This window comes from Rhizobium sp. MHM7A, from assembly GCF_005862215.1.
Taxonomy (GTDB): Bacteria; Pseudomonadota; Alphaproteobacteria; order Rhizobiales; family Rhizobiaceae; genus Rhizobium; species Rhizobium bangladeshense.
In genome coordinates, this window is record NZ_VCHT01000029.1 from 19,171 (window position 1) to 37,321 (window position 18,151).

Annotated in this window: 17 protein-coding genes and 1 pseudogene; 10 read left to right on the forward strand and 8 right to left on the reverse strand. The window is 61.2% G+C overall.

The window, feature by feature from the left end; all coding sequences use genetic code 11:
* Positions 1-32 precede the first annotated feature (32 nt).
* Both FFR93_RS38700 and FFR93_RS38705 read right to left on the reverse strand, forming a co-directional pair.
* Positions 33-383, reverse strand: coding sequence for a hypothetical protein (locus FFR93_RS38700; protein ID WP_138397012.1), 351 nt, complete (start codon positions 381-383; stop codon positions 33-35).
* A gap of 16 nt (positions 384-399) precedes the next feature.
* Positions 400-780, reverse strand: coding sequence for a DUF1232 domain-containing protein (locus FFR93_RS38705; RefSeq protein ID WP_138397013.1), 381 nt, complete (start codon positions 778-780; stop codon positions 400-402).
* Positions 781-1,026: 246 nt separating this feature from the next.
* Between FFR93_RS38705 and FFR93_RS38710 the strand changes: the two genes are divergently transcribed.
* A complete protein-coding gene (locus FFR93_RS38710; RefSeq protein ID WP_064706987.1) occupies positions 1,027-2,430 on the forward strand; it encodes a DegQ family serine endoprotease in 1,404 nt (467 codons plus the stop codon).
* Positions 2,427-3,743, forward strand: a complete 1,317-nt coding sequence (locus FFR93_RS38715) for a replication-associated recombination protein A (RefSeq protein ID WP_138397014.1) — start codon at positions 2,427-2,429, stop codon at positions 3,741-3,743. Before FFR93_RS38710 ends, FFR93_RS38715 begins: the two co-directional genes overlap by 4 nt.
* Positions 3,744-3,756: 13 nt before the next feature.
* On the opposite strand, the gene FFR93_RS38720 is transcribed toward FFR93_RS38715, so the two are convergent.
* The gene (locus tag FFR93_RS38720) at positions 3,757-4,068 is read right to left on the reverse strand and encodes a DUF1883 domain-containing protein (RefSeq protein ID WP_064692646.1); all 312 of its coding nucleotides are present in this window, start codon (positions 4,066-4,068) and stop codon (positions 3,757-3,759) included.
* Between the two features lie 135 nt (positions 4,069-4,203).
* Here FFR93_RS38720 and FFR93_RS38725 point away from each other — a divergent pair, with 135 nt between their 5' ends.
* On the forward strand, positions 4,204-5,196 hold the full coding sequence (locus FFR93_RS38725; RefSeq protein ID WP_171049336.1) for an alpha/beta fold hydrolase: 993 nt from the start codon (positions 4,204-4,206) through the stop codon (positions 5,194-5,196).
* 42 nt (positions 5,197-5,238) lie between these two features.
* Here the strand turns inward: FFR93_RS38725 and FFR93_RS38730 are convergent, their stop codons facing one another.
* Positions 5,239-6,243, reverse strand: a complete 1,005-nt coding sequence (locus tag FFR93_RS38730; protein WP_138397016.1) for a 2-dehydropantoate 2-reductase — start codon at positions 6,241-6,243, stop codon at positions 5,239-5,241.
* A 162-nt stretch (positions 6,244-6,405) separates the two neighbouring features.
* Complete coding sequence (locus FFR93_RS38735) at positions 6,406-7,257, reverse strand: oxidoreductase (protein WP_138397017.1); 852 nt, start codon at positions 7,255-7,257, stop codon at positions 6,406-6,408.
* A 108-nt stretch (positions 7,258-7,365) separates the two neighbouring features.
* Here FFR93_RS38735 and FFR93_RS38740 point away from each other — a divergent pair, with 108 nt between their 5' ends.
* Entirely contained in the window at positions 7,366-8,253 is an 888-nt protein-coding gene (locus FFR93_RS38740; protein ID WP_138397018.1) for a LysR family transcriptional regulator, read from the forward strand.
* Between the two features lie 12 nt (positions 8,254-8,265).
* Here the strand turns inward: FFR93_RS38740 and FFR93_RS38745 are convergent, their stop codons facing one another.
* On the reverse strand, positions 8,266-8,829 hold the full coding sequence (locus tag FFR93_RS38745; protein ID WP_064711239.1) for a nucleoside 2-deoxyribosyltransferase: 564 nt from the start codon (positions 8,827-8,829) through the stop codon (positions 8,266-8,268).
* Positions 8,830-9,182: 353 nt separating this feature from the next.
* Between FFR93_RS38745 and FFR93_RS38750 the strand changes: the two genes are divergently transcribed.
* Positions 9,183-10,157, forward strand: a complete 975-nt coding sequence (locus FFR93_RS38750; RefSeq protein WP_171049337.1) for an alpha/beta hydrolase — start codon at positions 9,183-9,185, stop codon at positions 10,155-10,157.
* Between the two features lie 31 nt (positions 10,158-10,188).
* Here the strand turns inward: FFR93_RS38750 and FFR93_RS38755 are convergent, their stop codons facing one another.
* Both FFR93_RS38755 and FFR93_RS38760 read right to left on the reverse strand, forming a co-directional pair.
* Positions 10,189-10,812, reverse strand: a complete 624-nt coding sequence (locus FFR93_RS38755) for a carboxymuconolactone decarboxylase family protein (RefSeq protein WP_138397020.1) — start codon at positions 10,810-10,812, stop codon at positions 10,189-10,191.
* A gap of 117 nt (positions 10,813-10,929) precedes the next feature.
* Entirely contained in the window at positions 10,930-12,462 is a 1,533-nt protein-coding gene (locus FFR93_RS38760; protein WP_138397021.1) for a PAS-domain containing protein, read from the reverse strand.
* A gap of 400 nt (positions 12,463-12,862) precedes the next feature.
* On the opposite strand from FFR93_RS38760, the gene FFR93_RS38765 reads away from it, so the two are divergent.
* The 5 genes and pseudogenes from FFR93_RS38765 to FFR93_RS38785 form a co-directional block, all read left to right on the forward strand.
* On the forward strand, positions 12,863-13,918 hold the full coding sequence (locus FFR93_RS38765) for a LacI family DNA-binding transcriptional regulator (protein ID WP_064706995.1): 1,056 nt from the start codon (positions 12,863-12,865) through the stop codon (positions 13,916-13,918).
* A 22-nt stretch (positions 13,919-13,940) separates the two neighbouring features.
* Complete coding sequence (locus FFR93_RS38770) at positions 13,941-15,554, forward strand: acyl CoA:acetate/3-ketoacid CoA transferase (RefSeq protein WP_138397022.1); 1,614 nt, start codon at positions 13,941-13,943, stop codon at positions 15,552-15,554.
* Entirely contained in the window at positions 15,547-16,326 is a 780-nt protein-coding gene (locus FFR93_RS38775) for an enoyl-CoA hydratase/isomerase family protein (RefSeq protein ID WP_138397023.1), read from the forward strand. The genes FFR93_RS38770 and FFR93_RS38775 overlap by 8 nt, the downstream gene beginning before the upstream one ends.
* Complete coding sequence (locus FFR93_RS38780) at positions 16,326-17,834, forward strand: aldehyde dehydrogenase family protein (protein ID WP_138397024.1); 1,509 nt, start codon at positions 16,326-16,328, stop codon at positions 17,832-17,834. Before FFR93_RS38775 ends, FFR93_RS38780 begins: the two co-directional genes overlap by 1 nt.
* Positions 17,835-17,933: 99 nt before the next feature.
* Positions 17,934-18,151: pseudogene (locus tag FFR93_RS38785) on the forward strand (sugar ABC transporter substrate-binding protein); the annotation flags it as partial.

The window sequence follows — 18,151 nt, forward strand, 5'->3', positions numbered from 1 at the left end:
TGAGAGTCAGCTTCTCTTCCGACCGGCCGCTGTCAAAGCGGCCGGTTGATGTTTTTATAGGTCTCGTCGAGCTGCTTCATCCGCTCGTCGTAGGCAGCCTGGATACAGGCCGCGTCGGCCCCGCATTCCTGCCGCTTCTTCAGCCAGGCGGTCTGCTCGTCCTGCAATGTTCCGCGCGAGCCCATGGCCATCAGCCCGGAGAGCAGTTCGAAGGTCGTCACCATCTTCACATCGGCATCATTGAGCGCGAGGTTGTCGCAGATAAGCTTTTCGTCCGGCTTCAATTCCTTGCCATCGCAATCGAAGCTCGCAGACCATGCCAGATCCGATGTGGAAATCAGGATCGCCAAACCGAGAGCGGCCAACATTCGCCGTGTCATCATCTTCCTTTACTGCCGATCAAATCAGCTTGCGCACTGCCAGAGCCAGAAAGATGATGCAGGTGAGCCAGACGGCAAGGATGAAGATCAATCCGGCCCGGCTGGAAGGGCGTTCGATCCGCCTTGCCGCCTCCACGCGAAGCGCGGCCATCACATCTGCCGGAACAAGACGTGTCGCCAGCAGGATGCCGAGCGGAACGATGACGAGATCGTCGAGATAGCCGAGCACGGGAATGAAATCGGGGATCAGATCGATCGGCGAAAGCGCGTAGGCCGCGACGGCGCCGGCGACCGCTTTCGCATACCAGGGGACCCGACGGTCCCGGGCGGCGAGCCACAGTGCAACGATGTCACGCTTCAGTGACTTTGCCCAGTTTTTGGCTTTTGATCTCAGCTGCATGGCCAATCTTCCTGGATCAAATTCGGCCCGCCTTCAAGACATTTCCTTGCCTTATTCTTCCATGCTTCCGCCCTCTTTCCTTTCTAGCGTCGGGCCGCAGAGCAGGATGATTTTAGGTCGGTTCGGCCTAAATTCTGAATCCTGTTCGCAGTTAAATAGTTAGAGCATGATGTCGCCTGAAAACCGCTCACACTTTTCGGCATCATGCTCTACAACGTTGCTCAAGAGGATTCAAAAGGGATACCCATGCAAGGCCTGTTCAAGCGCGCCTCCGTTTCGCTGTTCGCTCTCATGCTCGTCCTGCCGGCTGCGGCCCAGGCGCAGACGGCAAAGACCGTGCCTGAGAGCCAGATGCAGATGCAGCTCTCCTTCGCGCCGCTGGTCAAGCAGACCTCGGGCGCTGTCGTCAATGTCTACGCGGAAAAGATTATCCAGCGTCAGTCTCCCTTTGCCGGCGATCCCTTCTTCGAGCAGTTTTTCGGCCAGCAGATGCCGAACCGCTCGGAAAAGCAGTCTTCGCTCGGTTCCGGCGTCATCGTCGAGGCGAATGGCACCGTAGTCACCAATAATCACGTCGTCGAAGGCGCCGACGACATCAAGGTGGCGCTCTCGGATGGCCGCGAATTCCCCTGCAAGGTGGTGCTGCGCGATGACCGCCTCGACCTCGCCGTTCTAAAAATCGACACCAAGGAGAGCTTCCCGACGTTGCCGATCGGCAATTCCGATACCGTCGAGGTCGGCGATCTCGTGCTGGCGATCGGCAATCCCTTCGGCGTCGGCCAGACGGTAACGAGCGGTATAGTCTCCGCACTTGCCCGCAACCAGGTGGTCAGGAACGAGTTCGGCTTCTTCATCCAGACCGACGCCTCGATCAATCCGGGCAATTCCGGCGGCGCGTTGATGAACATGAAGGGCGAGCTGATCGGCATCAACACCGCGATCTTCTCGCGTGGCGGCGGCTCGAACGGCATTGGCTTCGCCATTCCCGCCAACCTCGTCAAGGTCTTCCTCGCTTCGGCCGATGCCGGCGTCAAATCCTTCGAGCGGCCCTATGTCGGCGCAAGCTTCGATGCGGTGACGTCAGAGGTCGCAGAAGCACTTGGGCTCAACAAAGTGCTCGGTGCGCTGGTGGTCAAGGTTTCGGAAGGCGGGCCGGCGGCAAAGGCCGGACTGAAAGCCGGCCAGATTGTCACATCAGTGAACGGCATCGCCGTCGAGCATCCCGACGCACTGCTCTATCGCCTGACAACGGCCGGCCTCGGCAAAACGGTCAATCTTACCGTCATCGACAACGGCCACGAGGAGCAGTTGTCGCTTGCGCTTGCGCGCGCGCCGGAGACTTCGCCGCGCGATCAGCGCATCATCGGCGGGCGCACACCCTTTACCGGCGTTGTTGTCGAGAATCTTTCGCCGCGCGTCGCCGACGAGTTGCGCATGCCGCCTGAATCTGCCGGCGTCGTCGTTTCCGATGTCAAGGAGGACTCGCCGGCTGCCCGTCTCGGTTTCGAGCCCAAGGATATCATTGTCTCGATCAATGGCACGGAAGTGAAGTCGACCAGCGAACTTGTAGAAATTGCCAACAGCGACCCCGGCCTCTGGCGTGTGGAGATCGAGCGCGATGGCCAGCGGATACGGCAGTTCTTCCGATGAGCAATGATCTCTTCGCGCCGCGCGTTCCGGAGGAGGTTGCCGCCAGGCGGCCTCTCGCCGACCGGCTGCGGCCGAAGACGCTCGCCGATGTCACCGGTCAGGAACATCTGACCGGTGAGGACGGCGTGCTGAAACGCATGATCGAGAGCGGTTCCCTCGGTTCGATGATCTTCTGGGGTCCGCCCGGCACCGGCAAGACGACGGTAGCGCGGTTGCTATCCGGCGAGGCGGGGCTGGCCTTCGAGCAGATATCGGCCATCTTTTCCGGCGTCGCTGATCTGAAGAAAGTATTCGAGGCTGCCCGCATGCGACGCATGGATGGCCGTCAGACGCTGCTGTTCGTCGACGAGATCCATCGCTTCAACCGCGCCCAGCAGGACAGTTTTCTGCCTGTTATGGAGGACGGCACCGTCATCCTGGTTGGCGCCACCACCGAAAATCCGTCCTTCGAGCTCAACGCCGCACTTTTGTCGCGCGCCCGCGTTCTGACCTTCAAATCGCATGACGAGGAGAGTCTCGAGGAACTGCTGAAGCGCGCTGAGGCGATCGAGCAGAAGCCGTTGCCGCTGACCGAGGAGGCGCGCGGCAGCCTGATCCGCATGGCCGATGGCGACGGTCGTGCCGTGCTGACGCTTGCCGAAGAGGTCTGGCGTGCCGCGCGCGAGGGCGAGAGCTTCGACACTGAAGGCCTGACGCGCATCGTCCAACGCAGGGCTCCGGTCTATGACAAGGCACAGGACGGCCACTACAATCTGATTTCGGCGCTGCATAAGTCGGTCCGCGGTTCGGATCCGGATGCCGCCCTCTATTACCTCGCCCGCATGTTCGATGCCGGCGAGGATCCGCTCTACCTCGGCCGGCGTCTGGTGCGCATGGCGGTGGAGGATATCGGGCTTGCCGATCCACAGGCGCTGGTGATCTGCAACGCCGCCAAGGATGCTTATGACTACCTCGGCTCGCCGGAGGGGGAGCTGGCGCTGGCCCAGGCCTGCGTCTATCTTGCCACCGCGCCGAAATCGAATGCCGTCTATACCGCCTTCAAGGCGGCAAGCCTGGCCGCAAAGCAGAATGGTTCGCTGCTGCCCCCCAAGCATATCCTCAACGCGCCGACCAAGCTGATGAAGGGCGAGGGCTACGGCGAAGGTTATCGCTACGACCATGACGAACCGGACGCCTTTTCCGGCCAGGATTATTTCCCGGAGAAGATGGGCCGCCAGACCTTCTACGATCCACCCGAACGCGGTTTTGAACGCGATATTCGGAAGCGGCTGGAATGGTGGGCGAAGCTTCGCAAGGAGCGCAGTCCGCGCTGACCTCGCCTGAATGTTAGGAGGAACGCGGCGTCTTCTGATTGGCTGGCGCGGCGATCACCTTGACGGTGGATTCGGCAAGGCCGTGATGGCCTTCCATATCTACGACGACATGCCAGTGGCCGCTTTCCGGAACAGCAAGCTTGACGGGCGACTTGCGCGCCACTCCGCCGATATACTTGAAATCGAGAACCTCGGTGAAGCGCTGGAAATTCGGCGCCGTCATCAGACGAACATTGTTCACCGCATTCAACGACACCTCGACGATCGCTCCGGCTCGCTGTTCCTTGAGATCGTAGTGGGTGAAGCGGAAATTCGGTTTCGGCATTGGTCTCGCAGCGTCTGAAATCTTAGCGACGAGATTTTACCAGCTCGCGGGTTAATGAAAAGTTGGAAATCGGCCCTCCAGCCCATGCCGCCTGCTTGGGTCGGCAGAAAATTTCGGCGGCGGTGTCGGAAAGGGATGATCGCCGCCGTCCTTGCGGTATCGATGCAAACTTGGAGCAAGGACATGTCGAAGATGACGCTGATTTCGATGGTTGCAACGGCTGCCGCATTCCTGGCCGCGCCGGATATATCAGTTGGCGGCGCTACGCCTGTTGTCGAGGATCACAAGATCATCGCGCCGATCGTCAGGAAGGGAAGGGTGCCGGTCAACGGCATCGATTATTATTACGAGATCCGCGGCGAGGGCGAACCGCTGCTTCTGCTTCACGGCGGACTTGGGCAGATCGAGATGTTTAAGCCCGTCATGCCTGTCTTCACGGACCACCGGCAGGTGATCGCCGTCGATCTGCAGGGCCATGGCCGCACGCCCCTCGGCGACCGGCCGATCGAGCTTCCGGCAATAGGGGCCGATCTCGCGGTGCTGGTGAAGCAGCTCGGCTACGATAAGCTCGATGTCTTCGGCTATTCTTTCGGTGGCGGCGTGGCCCTCCACATGGCGGCGAACGCGCCGGACCATGTGCGCCGCCTGGTGATCCTCTCGGCGCCCTATGCGCAGAATGGCTTCTTTCCGGAGATGCTGCCGCAGCAGGCGGCCGTCGGCGCCGGCATGGCAGAGATGATGAAGGACACGCCGATGTTCCTCTCCTACAAGGCGGTGGCGCCTGATGTGTCCGAATTTCCTAAACTGCTTGACGCCATGGGCGCGCTGATGCGCGAGCCCAATGAGTATGGCGATGCCGTCGCGAAGCTCACCATGCCGGTTATGCTGATGTACGGCGATGCCGACATGATCCGGCCCGAGCACATCGTCGACTTCTATCAGAAGCTTGGCGGCGGGCTGCGTGATGCCGGCTGGATGCGGGAAAACATGTCGAAGAACCGGCTGGCGATCCTGCCCGATCTCACCCATTACGAGACTTTCGCCTCGCCCCTTATGGCGAATATGGCGATGACCTTCCTCGACGGCGGCGGCAAGGCGCCGAACTGGGCCGAGCAGCTCGGAAGATAAGCGATGCGGCCGGGATCTTCCCGGCCGCCTTTCTCCTCGCGGTCAGTTGCCGCGCCGGTTTTCCCGATCCAGCTGCGTCACCAGCGCCAGGATCGTCTCCGATACCGGAGTCGGCACGGCAGTCAGGCGTCCGAGCGCAACCAGCATGCCCACAAGCGGCGCAATTTCCAGCGCCTTGCCGCCGAGCAAATCCTGCAGCATCGAGGTTCGAACGCCGCCGATGTGGCGCGATTGCTCCAGCCGCTGCTCGACCGACATGGCGAACTGCGCGCCGACCGCATCGCCGACAGCGCGCACTTCCTTCATAACCTTGCTGACCATGTCCATGAGCGCCGGGTCCGCCAGGATATCTGTCATCAGCGCCCGTGTGAGAGCGCTGATCGGGTTGAAGGCGGCGTTGCCCATCAACTTGCTCCAGATTTCACTACGGATGTCCGGCGTGGTCGAGATACTGAGATCGGCGCCGGTCAGCACCGCCGCCACGGCCGCGAGATCGGCAGACATTTCGCCGGAGGGCTCGCCAAGCACGAAGCGACCTTTGTGGGAAAGCCGGATCTCACCCGGGCTGACAACTTCCGCGCCTTGATAGGCGACGCAGCCGATCACGCGTTCCGGTCCGATCAGCCGCCAGAGCCCGCCGCCGGGATCGAGCTCGTCGAATTGCAGCTCCGCATGTCCGCTCCTTGTATCACGATGGAAATACCACCACGGAATGCCGTTCAGGATCATGACGACGCGGGTGCCCTGCTTGAGCAGGGCGGCGATCCCCTCGGCGGCGAGCGGCAACTGATGCCCCTTGAGGCCAGTGATGACGAGGTCCTGCGCCGGCAATGTTTTCGGATCTTCGGTTGCGGTCACGCGCACCGTGAGTGGGGTTTCCGCATCGGCCTCCTGCAGGCTGAGGCCGTCGCGGCGAATCGCATCCAGATGCGCCCCGCGTGCGACGACGGAGACATCGATGTCGCTATCTTCCCTGCTTGCGAGCTTGGCGGCGATGGCGCCGCCGAGAGCGCCGGCACCATAAATACAGATGGTCTTGATGGACATGCGTTGCCTCTTCACGGGTCACGGTCTGACTTACATCTAGGCCATCCCCGGCGAGAGGCGAATGCCAATTTGCCGCAATGCGTTCTTTCCACCATCTCGATGGTGCCGCCGCCGCATGCGAAAATCCGCATGCGGCGGCGGCATGGCATCGGTCTTGGCTGCTCAGGCCCCAGCCGTTGCGTCCCTGCTAAAATCCGTGGAGACGGCAAGCTCGCGCCAGACCGACAGCTCCTTTTCGACACTCGCGTGCTGCGCCTCGATCATGGCGACCGTGTCGCTGCCGAACGGCATGCGCAGCGGCGGGTTGACCGAGTTGACCATCGTCATGATGCCGGCAGCGAGCTTGGCTGGGTTGCCGGGCTGGGCGTGGTTGGCGTCGGCGGCGAAATTGCGCATTTCTCCGGCCGGCGTGCCTTCGTAATCGGCGATGGAGGCAGGGCTTATCGCCAGCGAGGTGTCGGCGAGGAAGTCCGTGCGGAAAAAGCCGGGCTCGACGATCGTCACCTTGATGCCGAAAGGTTCGAGTTCGGCGGCCATGGATTCCGACAGCCCCTCGACGGCGAATTTGGTCGAGCCATAGACGCCCCAGCCAGGATAGCCGAAATAGCCGCCGATCGAGGAGAAGTTCAGGATATGGCCGGAACGCTGGCGGCGCATATAGGGCAGCACGGCGCGTGTCACCTTCAGGAGACCGAAGACATTGGTGGCATAGATCTTTTCGATCTCTTCGGCCGTGGCTTCCTCGACGGCGCCGAGCAGGCCGTACCCGGCGTTATTGGCCAGAACATCGATACGGCCGAAGCCGGCGACGCCGGCGGCCGCAGCCTCCTTAGCCTGTGCCTCGTCGGTTACGTCCAGGGCGACGGCCAGCAGGTTCGGATGGTCCCCGAACTGCTCGATGATGGTCTTGGGGTTACGCGCGGTTGCGATGACAGCATCGCCCGCTGCAAGCGCTTCCTTGGTCATCAGCGCGCCGAAGCCGCGGGATGCACCAGTGATGAACCAGACTTTCATGACGAATTCCTTTCGTTGATGTCGCATCTGACGAAAGCGAATTTGACCGAAATCCCGATGATGTATAAGATTCGTTATTAAAGAAACTATGATGAGTACAATTCATCAATGCGTGCGACCGAACTTTCCGAACTGGCGGCCTTCGCAGCCGTGGCGAGGCATAAGAGTTTCCGCAAAGCAGGGGAGGAGCGGGGCGTCACGGCATCTGCCGTCAGCCATGCCGTGCTCAATCTCGAAGACCGAATTGGGGTCCGCCTGCTCAACCGTACGACACGCAGCGTTTCGCTCACAGAAGCCGGTGAACTCCTGATCTCACATCTGGCGCCGGCTTTCGGGGAGATTGTGGCAGCGCTCGATGCGTTGAACCGCTACCGCGACACACCGTTCGGCAGGGTGAGGATCAACGTGCCGAACTCGATCGGTCCCTTCGTCATCGGCCGTGTCATCGCCCCGGTGCTTCAACGCAATCCCAATTTGCAATTGGAAATCAACGCGACCGACAGGCTGGTTGACATCGTCGAGGAAGGTTTTGATGCCGGCATCCGTTTCGGCGAGCGCGTCACTGAAGGTATGATTGCCTTGCGCATAAAGCCACGCATCCGCCTGGTCGTCGTCGGCTCACCTGCCTATTTCGAGAGGCGCCCGAAGCCGCAAACGCCTCACGAGCTCAAGCGCCACCTCTGCATCCAGAACATGTTTCCCTCCGGTGCACGTTATGCCTGGGAATTCGAGAAGGATGGTCAGACGGTGAGTTTCCAGCCGACCGGACCGCTTTCGCTCGATGATCACGAGCTGATGATGCAGGCAGCGCTCGGCGGCGTCGGCCTTACCTATATCTGGGAACCTCGCGTCGAAAAAGCCATTGCCGACGGCGAACTCATCCAGGTGCTCGATGACTGGTGTCAGCCGGAGGAACCGCTCTATCTCTACTATCCGAGCCGCCGCCACATGTCTGCGGGCTTCAGGGCGGTGATCGATGCGATCAGGGCGGAGTGAAAGAGCCCAATCCTACCCGCGCATGCCGGCGATGGTCTGAAGCGCCTGAAAATAAACCGTCAGGTCACGGGCAGGATCCGCCGGCAGGGCGGTCGCACGGAATACCTTACCTCCTGCCGCATCGATTCCTCCGTCGATCATCAGGTTGTCGGCCATGCCGTGGTTTTCGATTGCGATGCCATCAGGTCCGCGTGGGCGTCCGCTCGTCTCATCGATCTCCATTCCCGCATACCAGATCGAGCGGACGCGCAGCCCATAGTCGTCGGGGTGGTTGGTATAGGCGAAGACAGATTTTCCGAGAGCAATCATGAAGCCGATCTCATAGACCGTGCCCGGATCGGCGCTGACGCCCCGAAAGGGAGTGATATTGGCGAGGCAGATCTCGGCCCGGCGCATGGCGACGTCGTTGCGGGCGTAGATCTCCGCAGCCGTCAGCTTTATCGGCGTCTGGTTTTCATCGCTGCCGGGACCGGTCGGTTCGAACCCGAACTGACGCGCCAATCGGCGTTTTTCGGCCATGATGGGCAGTGCATCGGGAAGAAAGACTTCTGGGCCGGCAAGGTAAATGGTGGTCATCGGTATCCTTCATTCCTACGGGAGCCGCAGCACGGGAGTTGAGGGTGGGGCGGAGCCTATTTCCGATGGAAGCCTGGCCGATGGCAAGCCGCGCCGGCAGCGATTTCGAATTTTCCAAGGACAGTCCGATCTGCCCGCTGCGGGCGGGCAACTGCCGCGTTTTCCGGCTTCCGGCTGTTCGCCGGCGACGTGAAAAAGCGGAAGGTTGCGCTCGTCACCCTTTTGACTCCGGTGGGCGAAGCGGCCAAAGATACGCCTATCGGCAGCATGACCGGGAGAGATTCATGAAGGGGCGGATTTTGTCGAATGCTGATCGAAGAGCGCCGAAGCGGCTCGGATATCTGTTTCCCGCCTTGGCCGCGTTGATCCTATCGGCACCGGTGGCGCTGGGACAGGATATCGGACCGCAGAGTCAGTCCTCGCGTGCGCAGGTCGAAAAACTGGTCGGCCTCTGGAAGGAGCACTTTGCCGGCGCCGACAGCCTGCAAGAGCGCAGGGCGGCTTTCGCCCGGCTGATGGAAACAATGCCGGGGCCGACGCGCATCCAGGTCCGGCAGGTCGATGCCGACGGCGTGGATGGCGAACTGATGTGGCCCGCCCGGCTTCACCACCCGATCGGTAAAAGGGTGATTCTCTACATTCATGGCGGCGGCTTTTCCGGCGGTTCCGTCCGCACGCACGGCTTGTTCGCCGGTTCGCTCGCCAAGGCCGCATCCAGCGACGTGCTTCTGATCAATTATCGGCTGATGCCGGAATATACCTATCCCGCCCAGATCAACGACGCGCTGACCGCCTATCGCTGGCTTCTCGACAACGGCTACCGCAATGAGAATGTCATCGTGGCAGGCGACGGCGCCGGTGGCAATATCGCGCTCGAGACGGTGCTGCGGCAGAGGCAGGCAACGAAACCGCTGCCAGCGGCCGTTATTGCGCTGAGCCCAATCACCGACCTTGCCGCGACGGGCGGATCGATGACGGCCAATGCCGGCAGCGATCCGCTGGTCGATAAGGCGTGGATCGAGACTTTGCGCAAGACCTATCTCGGCAGCCGGCCTGCGACTGATCCTCAGGCTTCACCGCTTTATGCCGACATGAGCGGCTTTCCGCCGCTATTGCTGCAGGTCGGCTCCGGCGAAGCCCTGCTTGACGATACGCTACGCCTTGCCGACAAAGCGCGCCGCGAGGGCGTGGATGTCACCACCGAGGTCTGGCCGGGCATGCCGCATCAGTGGCAGCTGTTCCCCGCGCTGCTCGACGATGCTGATCGCTCCAGTCAGAATATTGCTGAATTTGCGGCCCGGCACTTTGCCGATAAGCCGGAAGAGTAGGGGCACAGCCGCCGGCTTCACCCCGTCACGATTATTGGGATGCGCCGCTCGCTGGTGAAGGCACTAGAGGCCGCTCGACCTCCCGGCCGACACTAAGCGCCCTTCGCACATTTGGCTCCAGCCGTTCGATATAGGCGTGGTCGGGAGCAGCGCCGAGCGCATCCAGCATTTTCGAGAAGAAACACCGGGCCGCTGTGGCGGCCGTGACATCGAAAATTTCGGCGTCGCTCAGCCCGTGTTTCTTCAACCCGTCTATATCCTGCTGCGTGATCGATGTCGCATCGCGCGCCACCTTCGCCGCAAAGGCCATGATCGCGCGCTCGCAGGCATCGATCGGCGCCCTTTGCGTCTCGTTGACAACGGCCGTCAGCCCGTCGTTGGTAAAACCCTCCCGCAGCAGCACGGAACCGTGCGCTAGCATGCAATAGGAGGATTTGAGCTCCTTGGCCGCCGCCAGCGTCACCAATTCGTAGCGCCTGAGGCTCATGTGATTGCGAATGCTCGAAAGCAGCCCTACCCAGCTCTCCATCACCTCCGGCCGGTGGCCGAAGGCACGGTACATGTTCGGCAGATAACCATAATTCGCCTCGGCCGACGCGTACATCGACGACGTCTTCTCGCTGGCGGATGCGTCGGGGGTGTGAATGAAAGCCATGGCATGGTCCTCCTCTATTGCGAGAAGGATAGGGTAGATATGCCGGACAGCAATCCTGGCCGATCAGTTCGAGAACGAGCGATGGCCGTGCAGGACGCTGTTCAAACGTCCGAACGATTAGGCAACGTCTTTGCGGACAGAAACGCCAGGTGCTCTCTTGATGGGGAGAGTCACGGTGAACGTGGATCCACACCCTCTTGCACTTCGCACCTCTATCGAGCCCTGGTGCAGCTCGACGATCTGCTTCACAAGATTGAGGCCGATACCGGTTCCTGCAATCCCGGTCGAGGTCCGCGCGCGGAAATAACGCTGAAACAACCGGGGCAGGTCTTCAGCGTCGATCCCCACGCCGTCGTCGCTGATCGCAACCTTGACGTTGCCCGTATCCTCCCATGCCGCAACACGAATTTCCGATCTTCCCGGCGCATATTTCACCGCATTCGAGAGCAGGTTGGTAAAGACCTGGCCTAAGCTGCGGGGATCGGCATCGATGAATTCCGGCAGCCCGTCTATGTCAAGAACGAAGCCATGCGTCTTCGAGATTGCCGATTGCCGCTCGCAGCAGGTTCTGATCAACGCTCCCAGGGCGCACTCGTCGTAACTGATATCGATCTTTCCGGTATCGAGGCGTCCGTCTGACAGGACGCTCTCCATGAGATCGACGATCCGGCTTACCGATGCACGGATCTGTTCGACCTTGTCGTTGAGAAATTCGGGCTCGACCGCGCCTCCCTTCCGCAGCAGCCGCTGAGCGGCAGCATCGATGATCGCGAGTGGAGTGCGGAATTCATGTGATGCCATTGCCACGAACTGCCGCTGCAATTGGTTGATGTTTCGCTCCTGCGAGAGCATTCGCTCAAGCTCGCGCGCCTGCCGCTCGACCTCCGCCGTACGGCTTTGCACCGTGATTTCGAGCTGATCATGATGGTGACGCAGCTCTTCTGCGAGCCGCACCGTCCTGGTGACGTCCTCGTGGGTCGCCACATATCCGCCGTTCTGCATCGGATTGTGGGTGATTTTGATGATGCGCCCATCGCTGAGCGCGATGTTCTGGCTCGCCGGGGCGCCGCGTGCCGTCGCTTCGAAGACGACGTCAAAATAGGTGGCAGTGTCGGCCGGACCATTTCCCTGCCGGCTCCGATAGGCCAGGATGTCCACCAGCGGCGTTCCAGGCTGCGTCAGAAAATCCGGCAGATCGTACATCCTTGCATAGGATGCGTTGCACAATATCAGCTTCTTCTCGGAGTCGAACATGCACAACCCATGCGGCATATTGCTGAGGGCTGCGTCGAACCGACGATGCTGTTCGGTCAGATTATGTTCCGCGCGGATATGGGTCGAGATGTCTTCATAGCTTAGGATCCAGCTTCCCTTTCTCGAGGGAGCGCAGGTCAGTGAAATCATCCGTCCATCAGGCAGCGCAAATTGCGAGGTGTTCTGCCTGCCGATCGTCAGCCGTGAACAAGCGGCTGCACGGCAGTCGGCGCTGCCGGGCAAGCCGTCGATATTCATTCCTCTGCGCAGAGCGCCATCGGGGAGGCCGAGAATATCAAGCGTGCGGGAATTGAAAGCCGTTACCGTATTGGCAGAATCAAGGAGAACAATGCCCTGCGGCAGGTTCTCCAGAATGGCTTCAAACGAATGCGGCATTTCCGGCCCCGCTTTGGATCTGGCACTTCCCCTATCCCTAGCATTGGCCACAAACGATAAAGTTTCGCTAATGACCCCAGTCGCGAGTTCCTTGAGAGCAATTCTAGCAAAACTCGGTCGCGATTCTGCGTCAGACTATTGGATTCACGACAGGTGCCGCGATTGATCTCGGACTTTGAGAGTCGGAGATTTCGCAGGCTAGTCCGAGCCGCAACGTTGGGAAAATTTGTCGGGACGACGCCATCGTTTAAATCGTTCCAAAAGATAGAGCGCGCGCTCACGACGTCATGATGAGAGGGAAAGCTCAATAAAAGGCGGCTTTAACTGAAACTGGCCCTTGACATATTTGGAACGTTCCAAATAAATAGGCGTCAGTCGACGATGACGTCGGGAGGGCGAAGTGACAAAGAACCGGGTGACCGTCATCGACATTGCGAAGGCCGCTGGCGTTTCCAAGTCGACGGTGTCGCTGGTGCTGCAGGGTTCCTCTCTCGTCAACGAGGGAACGCGCGCAAAGGTCAATGCCGTGATGCGGGAGCTCGGCTACGTCTACAACCGCGGCGCAGCCAATCTCCGGCAGGCGAGTGGAAAATCGAGGATCATCGGTGTCGTCGTGAACGATCTGACGAACAGCTTCTTTGCGGAGCTGGCGGTCGGGGTCGATATGGTCGTTCAGTCGGCCGGTTTCGTGCAGTTCCTGTCGAATACCGGAGAGAGCATCGACAGGCAGCGCGAGGTTGTCGCATCGATGCGCGAACATGGCATTTCGGGCCTGATCGTCTCGCCAGCGCGCGCCACCGATGCCGCCGACTTCAAGCCGCTGGTCGCAGCAGGGATTCCTGTCGTGGTGGTCGTGCGAAATCTGCCTGGCGCCAAGGTCTCATCCATAGTCTCCGACAACCGGGCCGGCATGATGTCAGCCGTTCAGCATTTGATGGGTCTCGGTCATAAGCGCATCGCATTTCTCGGCGGCTTTCCCGATACCGCTGTCTTCGATGATCGCCTTGCCGGTTACCGCAGCGGAATAGAGGCGGCCGGGCTCAGCTACGACGAGGCACTGGTGATCTCGTCCGCCCCGTCGCGAGCGGGCGGCGTAGACGCGATCGGAAGAGCGATCGCTCTTGTCGATCGGCCCACCGCAGCCGTCTGCTTCAACGATGCCGTCGCCTTCGGTGTTTGCGATGGATTGCGTGCTCGCCGTCTGGAGCCGGGCGCCGACTTTGCCGTCGTCGGTTTCGACGATGTCATCGAGGCTCAGGCGGCGGTTCCCGCGCTGACGACGGTCTCGGTCGACCCGCAGGGCATCGGGCGCCGCGGCGCACAGATGCTCCTCAAGCAGATCAATGCCGGCAAGGCCGAAGCAGAGACGGTGACGACAGCCGTTCGGCTGGTCGTCCGCGAAAGCTGCGGAGCCGGCACAGCCGCGCCGGCGAGGGCCGGCAGAGCCGGAAATTGAAACGGGATTCGAAGTGACGCACATGAAGAAGCATCTCTCACCAGCCGAAGCGGCGGCACTGATCCCGGACGGTGCCGTTGTCACGGTGTCGTCGTCAAGCGGGCTAGGCTGCCCTGACCTGATGCTGAAGGCGATCGGCGAGCGTTTCGATGCGACCGGCCATCCCCGTCACATTACCACCCTTCACCCGATTGCCGCCGGCGATATGAGCGGCATCAAGGGCGTCGACCATATCGCCAGGAAAGGTTTGCTCAAGCGCATCATCGGCGGTTCCTATCCCTCGGGACCGTCCTCGGCCGAGCCGCCGTTGATCTGGCAGATGATCACCAACAACGAGATTCCGGCCTATAATATTCCTTCCGGCATCTTGTTCGACATCCATCGCGAGGCCGCCGCCAAGCGGCCGGGTGTGTTGACCAAGGTCGGTATCGACACCTTCGTCGATCCCGAGCGGCAGGGCTGCGCGATGAATGCTCTGGCTTCGGACGATCCGGTGGTCAGACGCGTCAGCTTCGAGGGCGAGGACTGGCTGTTCTTCCCCTCGATCGTGCCGCAGGTCGCCATCATCCGCGCCACGACAGCCGACGAGCGCGGCAATCTCACATATGAACATGAAGGCGCCTATCTCGGCGGTCTCGACCAGGCGCTTGCCGCCCGCAATAATGGCGGCATCGTCATCGCGCAGGTCAAGCGGATCACCAAGGAGGACTCGCTGAAACCGCATGACGTCCGCGTGCCGGGAATGCTGGTCGACTATGTGATCGTTGATCCCGATCAGAAGCAGACGACGCAGACTGGGTACGACCCGGCAATATCGGGCGAGATCTTCCGGCCGCTCGATAGCTTCAGCGTTCCGGAATTCAATGTCCAGAAGGTCATAGCGCGCCGCGTCGCGCAGGAATTGGAAGCTGGGAGCTGCGTCAATCTGGGCTTCGGAATATCGGCCAATGTGCCGCGGATTCTGCTGGAGGAGGGGCTTCACGGCGCCGTCACCTGGGTCATCGAGCAGGGTGCGGTCGGCGGCGTGCCGCTGCTCGACTTCGCCTTCGGTTGCGCCTCCAACGCCGACGCCTACATGCCGTCGCCTTACCAGTTTACCTATTTCCAGGGCGCTGGTTTCGATGCCTCGCTCCTGTCCTTCCTTGAAATCGGAAAGGACGGCTCGGTCAACGTCTCGAAGCTGTCGTTCCGGCCGCATGTCACGGCCGGCGCCGGAGGCTTCGTCGACATCACGGCGCGGGCAAAGAAGATCGTCTTTTCCGGCATGTTCAACGCCGGCGCGAAGCTTTCGATCGCCGATGGGGCTCTCGTCATTGAAAAAGAAGGCAAGCTGAAGAAGTTGGTGAACGAGGTCGAACACGTCACCTTCAGCGGCAGGCGGGCGATCGAGCAGGGACAGGACATCACCTATGTCACCGAGCGGTGCGTGATGAAGCTGACGCGCGACGGCATCGTGCTGACCGAGATCGCGCCCGGCGTCGATCTTCAGGCCCAGATCCTCGACCAGTCCGACTTCCGGCTGATCGTCGCGCCCGATCTGAAGGTGATGGACGCGGCACTCTTCCGGGAGCCAAGCATTGGCCTGTCGCTTCCGGCAAAGAGGGCACGGGCGCTGGAGGGCATTTTCCATGGCTAGCGGCACAGTCAGGGTCGACATTGAAGGCCACGTGGCAACGCTGACGATCTCTCGGCCGGAGAAGCTGAACGCGCTCGATCTCGACATGCTGAAAGCTTTGATGGAGGCGGCCGACGCGGTGGAGGCGAACCCGAATGTGCGCGCTGCCGTTCTCACCGGCGAAGGAAAGGGCTTTTCCGCCGGAGGCGATATCAGGGCCTGGGGCGGAATGCAGCCGCAGGAATTCGGTCACGCCTGGGTTCGCCACGGCCATCGTATCTTCGAAAGACTGGCGACGCTCAGGGTGCCACTGGTCGCGGCCCTGAATGGCCACGCCCTCGGAGGCGGGCTCGAATTGGCGGGCGTTGCCGACATTCGTTTCGCCGAAGAACACATTAAGATCGGCCTGCCGGAGACCGGCCTTGGAATGGTGCCGGGCTGGTCCGGCACCCAACGTCTTGTGCGCCGGTTCGGCGCGCAGGTCGTCCGGCGCATGGCGCTCGGCGGCGAGATATTCACCGCCGAAGAGGCCCATCTGCTCGGCATCGTCGACGCGGTCGTTCCGACAGGAAATTCGCTCGCTGCCGCCAGGGAATATGCCGCAGGGATTGCTGCGAGGGGACCGGCTGCCATCGAGATCGTCAAATTGATGATCGCGTCGGCGAACGGTGAGGACAATGGAACCGCGGTCGAAGCCTTGGGCTCGATCCTCGCCGCCAAGACCGGTGATCTGAAGGAGGGCGTCGCGTCGTTCAGCGAGAAGCGCCCGGCAACGTTCAAGGGAGAATGGTAATGACGGTCCTCGTCAACCCCACGGCGCTGAGTGACCATAGAGCGCGTGATTTCAGCATGTTTATCGATGGCAGATGGGAGGTCGGTGCCTCCGATCCGATCGAACGTGTCGCGCCGAGCCACGGGGTCGTAGTCAGCCGTTTCCCAACCGGCAGCAGAAAGGACGCCGAGCGCGCCATCGCCGCCGCACGCAAGGCCTTTGATCTCGGGCCATGGCCCCAAATGACCGCTTCCGAACGTTCCTCCATCCTTCTGAAGGCGGCGGATCTGATTGCGGCGCGTACGGAAGAACTCGCATTTCTTGACGCCATTGAGGCAGGAAAGCCGATCACCCAGGTACGCGGAGAAATCGCAGGTTCCGTCGACATATGGCGTTATGCGGCGGCTCTTGCTCGCGACCTCCACGGCGAAAGCTACAACACGCTTGGCGACGGCACGCTCGGCGTCGTCCTGCGCGAGGCGATCGGCGTGGTGTCGATCATCACGCCTTGGAATTTTCCGTTCCTGATCGTCGGCCAGAAGCTGCCGTTCGCCCTGGCCGCAGGCTGCACTACCATAGTCAAGCCCTCGGAGCTGACATCGGGATCGACGCTCGTGCTCGGTGAAATCCTGCAGGAAGCAGGCATTCCGGATGGCGTCGTCAACATTGTCACCGGCACGGGACCTGAAGTCGGAGCGGTCATGACGTCTCATCCCGACGTCGACATGGTCTCCTTCACCGGCTCGACCGGCGTCGGCAAATTGACGATGTCGAATGCTGCGCAAACGCTGAAGAAGGTCTCTCTCGAACTGGGCGGCAAGAACCCGCAGATCGTATTCCCGGATGCCGATCTCGACGCCTTCATCGATGCCGCAGTCTTCGGCGCATATTTCAATGCCGGCGAGTGCTGCAATGCCGGCTCGCGGCTGATCCTTCACAAATCTATCGCCGCCGATGTCGTCGCACGCATCGCCGAATTGTCTAAGAGTGTGAAGGTCGGTGATCCCCTCGATCCTCAGACGCAGGTCGGCGCGATCATCACGCCGCAGCATCTGGAGAAGATATCGGGATATGTCGCCGGCGCCAGGAGCAGCGGCGCCCGGATCGCGCATGGCGGCGAGGCGCTCGACCTCGGCATGGGGCAGTTCATGTCGCCGACCATCCTCGAAGCGGTCACGCCTGATATGGCGGTGGCACGCGAGGAGGTCTTTGGTCCTGTACTGTCGGTCCTGACGTTCGAAACGACTGCTGAAGCCATCGGGATCGCCAATTCCATCGACTACGGCCTCTCGGCCGGTGTCTGGAGCCGTGATTTCGATACTTGCCTGTCGGTCGGCCGGGCGGTGCGGGCGGGAACGGTCTGGATGAACACCTTCATGGACGGCGCCCCTGAGCTGCCCTTCGGCGGTTACAAGCAGAGCGGCCTCGGCCGCGAGCTCGGCCGCCACGCGGTCGAAGATTACACCGAGACCAAGACGCTGAACATGCATATCGGCAAACGTACCAACTGGTGGATGCCGCAGACGTAAAGCCGGTCCAACCGGCAGCGAAACTGCGCCCGAGGAGGGCGGGTGATTGATGCGGGAATGGGTTCCGCATCGTCCAAAATTGAACTGGGAGGTTCTGTAATGGGTAGGTTTCTGACAACGACTGCCGCGATCGCATTGGCTCTGGCCGGCGCCGGCGTGTCCGCACGCGCTGCCGACGTTAAGGAAGTGCAGATGCTGCACTGGTGGACGTCTGGCGGCGAGGCGGCTGCCTTGAACGTGTTGAAGGAGGATCTTTCGAAGGAAGGGTTTGCCTGGAAGGACGTTCCGGTTGCCGGCGGCGGCGGTGATGCGGCGAT